General features: G+C 73.0%; 4 protein-coding genes and 1 pseudogene. 4 read left to right on the top strand and 1 reads right to left on the bottom strand.

The window, feature by feature from the left end; genetic code table 11:
* Positions 1-471: 471 nt before the first annotated feature.
* The 4 genes from EAD89_RS30130 to EAD89_RS30115 all read left to right on the top strand — a co-directional run bounded on the left by EAD89_RS30130 (position 472) and on the right by EAD89_RS30115 (position 4,938).
* A complete protein-coding gene (locus tag EAD89_RS30130; protein WP_121678043.1) occupies positions 472-1,656 on the top strand; it encodes a zinc-dependent alcohol dehydrogenase in 1,185 nt (394 codons plus the stop codon).
* A complete protein-coding gene (locus EAD89_RS30125; protein WP_121678042.1) occupies positions 1,653-2,582 on the top strand; it encodes an SDR family NAD(P)-dependent oxidoreductase in 930 nt (309 codons plus the stop codon). The genes EAD89_RS30130 and EAD89_RS30125 overlap by 4 nt, the downstream gene beginning before the upstream one ends.
* A gap of 86 nt (positions 2,583-2,668) precedes the next feature.
* Positions 2,669-3,679, top strand: a complete 1,011-nt coding sequence (locus EAD89_RS30120; RefSeq protein ID WP_121654865.1) for a serine hydrolase — start codon at positions 2,669-2,671, stop codon at positions 3,677-3,679.
* Between the two features lie 113 nt (positions 3,680-3,792).
* A complete protein-coding gene (locus EAD89_RS30115; RefSeq protein ID WP_121678041.1) occupies positions 3,793-4,938 on the top strand; it encodes an MBL fold metallo-hydrolase in 1,146 nt (381 codons plus the stop codon).
* A gap of 2 nt (positions 4,939-4,940) precedes the next feature.
* Here EAD89_RS30115 and EAD89_RS30110 read toward each other — a convergent pair.
* Positions 4,941-5,865: pseudogene (locus EAD89_RS30110) on the bottom strand (phosphodiesterase); the annotation flags it as partial.

The following is a 5,865-nucleotide window of genomic DNA, read 5'->3' as shown; positions in this document are numbered from 1 at the left end:
GGGGGAGCGTCCTTGCTCGGGGGTGGTTGAGGTCGGGGCTGGGGGGCGACCGTCCCCGGCTCCGGGCGGTCAGGCTTGATCCCTGCGCCGGGAACGGTCGCCCCCAGCCCGGTGGTCATCCGGCGCCCACGCGTCCCGAGGAGGTGGTCCGCCCTGTTGATCGACTCGCGTTGCAGGAAGGCGGGGTGTCCGAGGCGCAGTGACAGGCCGGTTTTCCGGAAACCGAGTCGATCTAGCCGCCGGCCCGACCCATGGGCGTGATCGACTCCGTTTGGCCGACATGGCGGTATCTGAGCGACTCGACACCACGACATCGGCGATACGGAGTGGATCACCCCCAGCCCGCACCGCAACCACCTCCGAGCCAGGACGTTCGCCCCCAGCCCTTCCGAGGCAGCCACTCCGGACCGGTTCAAGTGCCGGAGCGCGGGTAGCAGTCCGGTAGGCGTACCGGAGAAGGGACGAGGCGGCATGAAGGCACTGACCTGGCAAGGAAAGCGGGACGTACGGGTCGAGGAGGTCCCGGACCCCCGGATCGAGGAGCCGACCGACGCGATCGTGAAGATCACCTCAACGGCGATCTGCGGGTCCGACCTGCACCTGTACGAGGTGCTGGGGCCGTACCTGAAGCCGGGCGACATCCTCGGCCACGAGCCGATGGGCATCGTCGAGGAGGTTGGGCCGGAGGTGACCCGGCTCAAGCCCGGCGACCGGGTGGTGGTGCCGTTCAACATCTCCTGCGGCAGTTGCTGGATGTGTCAGCGCCAGCTGTACGCCCAGTGCGAGACCACCCAGGTCACCAGCCAGGGCAAGGGCGCGGCGCTGTTCGGCTACACCTCGCTCTACGGCTCGGTCCCCGGCGGGCAGGCCGAGTACCTGCGCGTTCCGCAGGCCCACTTCGGGCCGATCACCGTTCCGCAGACCGGCGCCGACGAGCGCTACCTCTACCTCTCCGACATCCTGCCCACCGCCTGGCAGGCGGTGAAGTACGCGGACACCCCGCCCGGCGGCACGCTGGCGGTGTTCGGGCTGGGCCCGGTCGGCCAGTTCTGCGCGCGGATCGGCCGTCACCTCGGCGCCGGTCGCGTGATCGGTTTGGATCTGGTGCCGGAGCGGCTGGAGCTGGCCCGCCGGCACGGAATCGAGGTGCTGGACGTCCGGGAGCTCGACGATGTGCCGGGCGCGCTGATCGACCTGGTCGACGGACGCGGCCCCGACGCGGTGATCGACGCCGTGGGCATGGAGGCGCACGGCTCACCGGTGGGCAAGTTGGCCCACGCCGCCGTCGGGCTGCTGCCGGACAAGCTGGCCCAGACGATGACCGACCGGGTGGGCATGGACCGGCTCTCGGTTCTGCACGCCGCGCTGAAGTCGGTCCGCCGTGGTGGCACCGTCTCGCTCTCCGGCGTCTACGGCGGCGAGGCGGACCCGATGCCGCTGATGGAGATGTTCGACCGGGGCATTCAGCTGCGGATGGGGCAGTGCCACGTGCGCCGGTGGACCGACGAGATCCTGCCGCTGCTCGCCGGTGACGACGACCCGCTGGGCGTGGAGGACCTGCGGACCCACCGGGTGCCGCTGGCCCGGGCGCCGGAGGCGTACGAGATGTTCCAGAAGAAGGAGGACGGCTGCATCAAGGTCGTGCTCGCTCCGTGAGCCGGGTCGTGGTGATCGCCGGCGCGACCAGCGGGATCGGCCGGGCGACGGCCCGGGCGTTCGCCGAGCGCGGCGACCGCCTCGTCCTCGCCGCCCGCGCCACACAGACCCTGGCCGAGGTACGCGCGGAGTGCCCCGACGTCGACGTGCTGACCGTGCCCACCGATGTCACCGAGCCGGGCGCGTTGGAGGCGCTCGCGGGCGCCGCGACGCACCGGTTCGGCCGCATCGACGTCTGGGTGCACACGGCCGCCGTGATGGCCTACGGACGCTTCGACGAGCTGCCGGAACGGGTCTTCGACCAGGTGGTGCGGACCGATCTGCTGGCCGCGGCCGGCTCGGCGCGGGTGGCGTTGCGGCACTTCCGGGCGACCGGGGCCGGCACCCTGATCCTCACCGGTTCGGTGCTCGGGCATATCACCGCGCCGTACATGAGCGCCTACGTGGCCAGCAAGTGGGGCTTGCAGGGGTTGGTCCGGACGCTGCAGCAGGAACTGCGCGACAGCCCGCGGATCCGGCTGTGCCTGGTCAACCCGGGCAGCGTGGACACCCCGGTGTACCAGCAGGCGGCCAACTACCTGGGTCGGGTCGGCCGGCCTCCACCGCCGGTCACCAGCCCGCAGCGGGTGGCCCGGGCCATCGTGGACTGCGTGGACCGGCCCCGTCGGGAGGTGTCCGTGGGCCGGTTGAACGTGGTGCTGCGTGCCGGTTTCACCGTGCTGCCCGGCGTGTACGACGTCCTGGTCGGCCCGTTGATGCGGCTGGCGGGCCTGAGCGGGCAGCCGGTCGACGCGCACGACGGAACGGTCTTCGCCCCGAACCCGCTCGGCGAGGCGGTGCGCGGCGGTCACCTTCCTGACCTGCGGCAGCTCGCCCGCGGCGTGCCCGGGCCGGTGGGCGCCGTGCTGCGCCGCCGGTTCGGCTGAGCGGTCGGGGGGGCACCTTGCATCGATCAACTCGCCTAGTGTGGTGGTCCGGCAAGCGCTCCGGCGCACCACGATGGGGGAGACGATTGACCATCCGACTGAACCGTAGGACCGCGCTCGGGCTGGGCACCGTGGCCACCGCCGGTACGGTGCTCGGCGCCGCCGGCCCGGCGAGCGCCGCCGCAACGACCGAACCGAGGCCGACCACCCCGGCCCAGGCCGCCCGCCGGGTCGCCGCCAGCTATTCCCGGCTCAGCACCGAGGCCGGCGGCAACTGGCAGGCGTACGTCAGCGTGGCTGACCCCGCCGGAGCGCCCGTGGTCGCGGTGTCGGCCGAGGCGGACCGGCGGATCGAGGCGTACAGCGTCAACAAGATCGCGGTCGCCACGGCGGTGCTCGACAAGATCGACCGGGGGCTGCTCACGCTGGACCAGCGGGTCGAGGTGACCGAGGCGATCGTCGTACCGGGCGGCGACGGCATCTTCAGCCTGGACGGCGCGTACCCGAGCAGCGTGACCCTCGGGCACGTGCTGGCCACCCTGCTGACCGTCTCCGACGACACGGCGGTGCGCCTGTGCGGATCGGTCTGCCCGGCCGCCGAGCTGAACGCCATCCTGGTCGCCAAGGGCTTCCCGAACACGCAGGTCGAGCCGGTGGCCAACCCGAACCGGTTCTTCCTCGGCACCAGCACCCCCCGGGAGACGCACGACCTGCTGCGCGCCCTGGTCGCCGGCACCCTGCTCTCCCCCGCGTCGACGGCGTTCCTGCTCGGGCTTCTGCGCGCCCCGGTGGCGTTCACCGACGGCATCCGGCGCACCATGTCCTCCGAGGAGCGGGCCCGGATCGCCACCAAGGCGGGCTGGTTCGCCGACGCCCGGCACGAGGCCGGGATCATCTTCGACCGCTCCGGCGCCGCGGTGCTCACCTACGCGCTGTTCGCCGACGGGCAGGCCGACCCGGACGACTTCGGCGCCACCCACCCGGCGGTGCAGGCCCGGGCCGCCATGGGGCCCCGGTTCCTGGCCGCGGTGGACCGGCTCGCCGGCGCCGGCACGGCGTACCGGATCGCGACCCGGCGACCCAGCAACGGCGGCTGAGCACGTTCCCGGGCCGGCCGCCGCGGCGGCGGCCGGCCCGGTGCGCCGACCGCCGGGGCACGAGCCGGCCCGGGTGACTACCGTGTAGTGCGGGACACGGCGGAGGGACGGCGATGGCACCAGCGGAACGCACGGAGGTCGAGCGGTCGCTCGGGCGACGGTTGGGCGGCGCGGCAGGGCTGGCCGCTCTGGCCGGCCTGGCCTGGGTGGCCCGGGACGTGCCGGCGGCACTGGGTGGCCGGCTCGCCGGCGTCCGGGCCGAGCGGGCGGCCCGTTCGCCCCAGTTCCGCGACGGCACCTTCCACAACCAGGCCGGCACCCGCACGATGGTCGCCGACCCGGGCCGCAACCTGCTCCGCGAGCTGATCTTCGGCAAGCAGAAGCGCCGCCCGACCACCGCGGTGCCGCTGCTCCGTCCGGCCGAGGAGCCGGCCACCTCCGGCACCGACCGGGAACTCGGCGTCATCTGGTACGGCCACGCCTCCGCCCTGGTGGAGATCGAGGGCTACCGGGTGCTCATCGACCCGGTCTGGAGCGAACGCTGCTCCCCGTCGGCCCTGGTCGGTCCCCGTCGGTTGCACGAACCCCCGGTACGCCTCGACGAGCTGCCCCGGCTCGACGCGATCCTCATCTCCCACGACCACTACGACCACCTCGACATGGCCACCGTCCAGGAGCTGGTCACCCGGCAGTCCGCGCCGTTCCTGGTGCCGCTGGGGGTGGGGGCCCACCTGGATCGGTGGGGGGTGCCGGCCGACCGGATCATCGAGCTGGACTGGTCCGAGAGTCACCAGATCGACGGGCTGACGGTCATCGCGACGCCGGCCCAGCACTTCTCCGGCCGGGGGCTGCGCCGTGACGGCACGCTCTGGAGTTCCTGGGTGATCCAGGGGACGTCCCGCAAGGTCTTCTACACCGGCGACTCCGGCTACTTCGACGGGTACGCGGCGATCGGCGCGGAACACGGGCCGTTCGACGTGACGCTGATGCAGATCGGCGCGTACGACCGGGCCTGGCCGACCATCCACATGTTCCCCGAGGAGGCGGTGGACGCCCACCTCGACCTGCGCGGCGGGCTGTTCATCCCGGTGCACTGGGCGACGTTCAACCTGGCCCTGCACGACTGGTCCGAGCCGGTGAACCGGCTGTGGGCCGAGGCGAAGGCCCGCGACGTCCGGCTGGCCGTTCCCCGCCCCGGCGAGCGCGTGGTGGTCGACGACCCACCGGCCGTGGACGGCTGGTGGCAGGCCGTCGCCTGAGCTCAGAGCACGAAGGCGTCGGTCCAGAGCGCGCCGGAGCGGCCGGAGAGCGCGTCCAGCATGGCCACCGCCTGACCGTCGGTGAGCTGCGCGACGAAGTCCACGATGGCCCGGCCCCGGGCCCGGCCGATCCGGTCCGAGGTGCGCGGGTGCAGCTCCGCCTCCGCCAACTCGACCAGGTCGTGCAGCCGCCGGGGCAACCGGGACTCCTCCTCCGGGTCGAGCAGCCACTCCCACAGCGCCTCGACCAGGGTGCCCAGCAGCCGGGCCTGGCCGCGCTGGTGCAGGGCGAGATCGGGGCGGGCCAGCACGAACCGGTGGTGGACGAACTTGAGCACCTGCACTTCGTGCCACTGGGCGCAGCCGAGCAGCACGTACCCGGAGCGCACGGACGGCTGGTCGGTGACCGTGATCGCCTCGACGAAGCGGGTCGACCAGCGGGCGGAGAAGCGCGCCACGTACTGCTCGGCCTCGATCGAGCCGTCGAACGGCATCGCCAGCAGCCCGTCGACCAGTTCCTCGCGGACGTGCTCGACGGCGGCGGCGAACGCGTCGTCGTCGGCGATCCAGGCGTCCTTGCGGTGCAGTTGCCGGCGCAGCCGCTCGATCGCCGCTCCGGGTCGCCGGGCGGCGGTGGCCAGCGCCGCGTCGGTGATCGCCCGGAAGTGCCCGCTCTCCCGCTGCCAGGCCATCAGCTCGGCGGAGACCGACCCCTGCTGGAGCACTCCGACCCGGTAGAAGTCCTCCACGTCGTGGATGGCGTACGCGATGTCGTCGGCGGTGTCCATCACGGACGCCTCCACCGTCTGTTGCCAGTCCGGGATGCGGCCGGCGAACGGCTCCCGGGCCTGGCGCAGGTCGTCGAGCTCGGTCCGGTAGGCGCCGAACTTCGACGAGCCGCTCGCCGGGTCGTCCGGCGGCGGGGTG

The organism is Micromonospora sp. BL4, assembly GCF_003667505.1.
Lineage (GTDB): Bacteria > Actinomycetota > Actinomycetes > Mycobacteriales > Micromonosporaceae > Micromonospora.
Note: the sequence above shows the minus strand (reverse complement) of the source record. Positions and strands in the feature narration are given on the sequence as shown.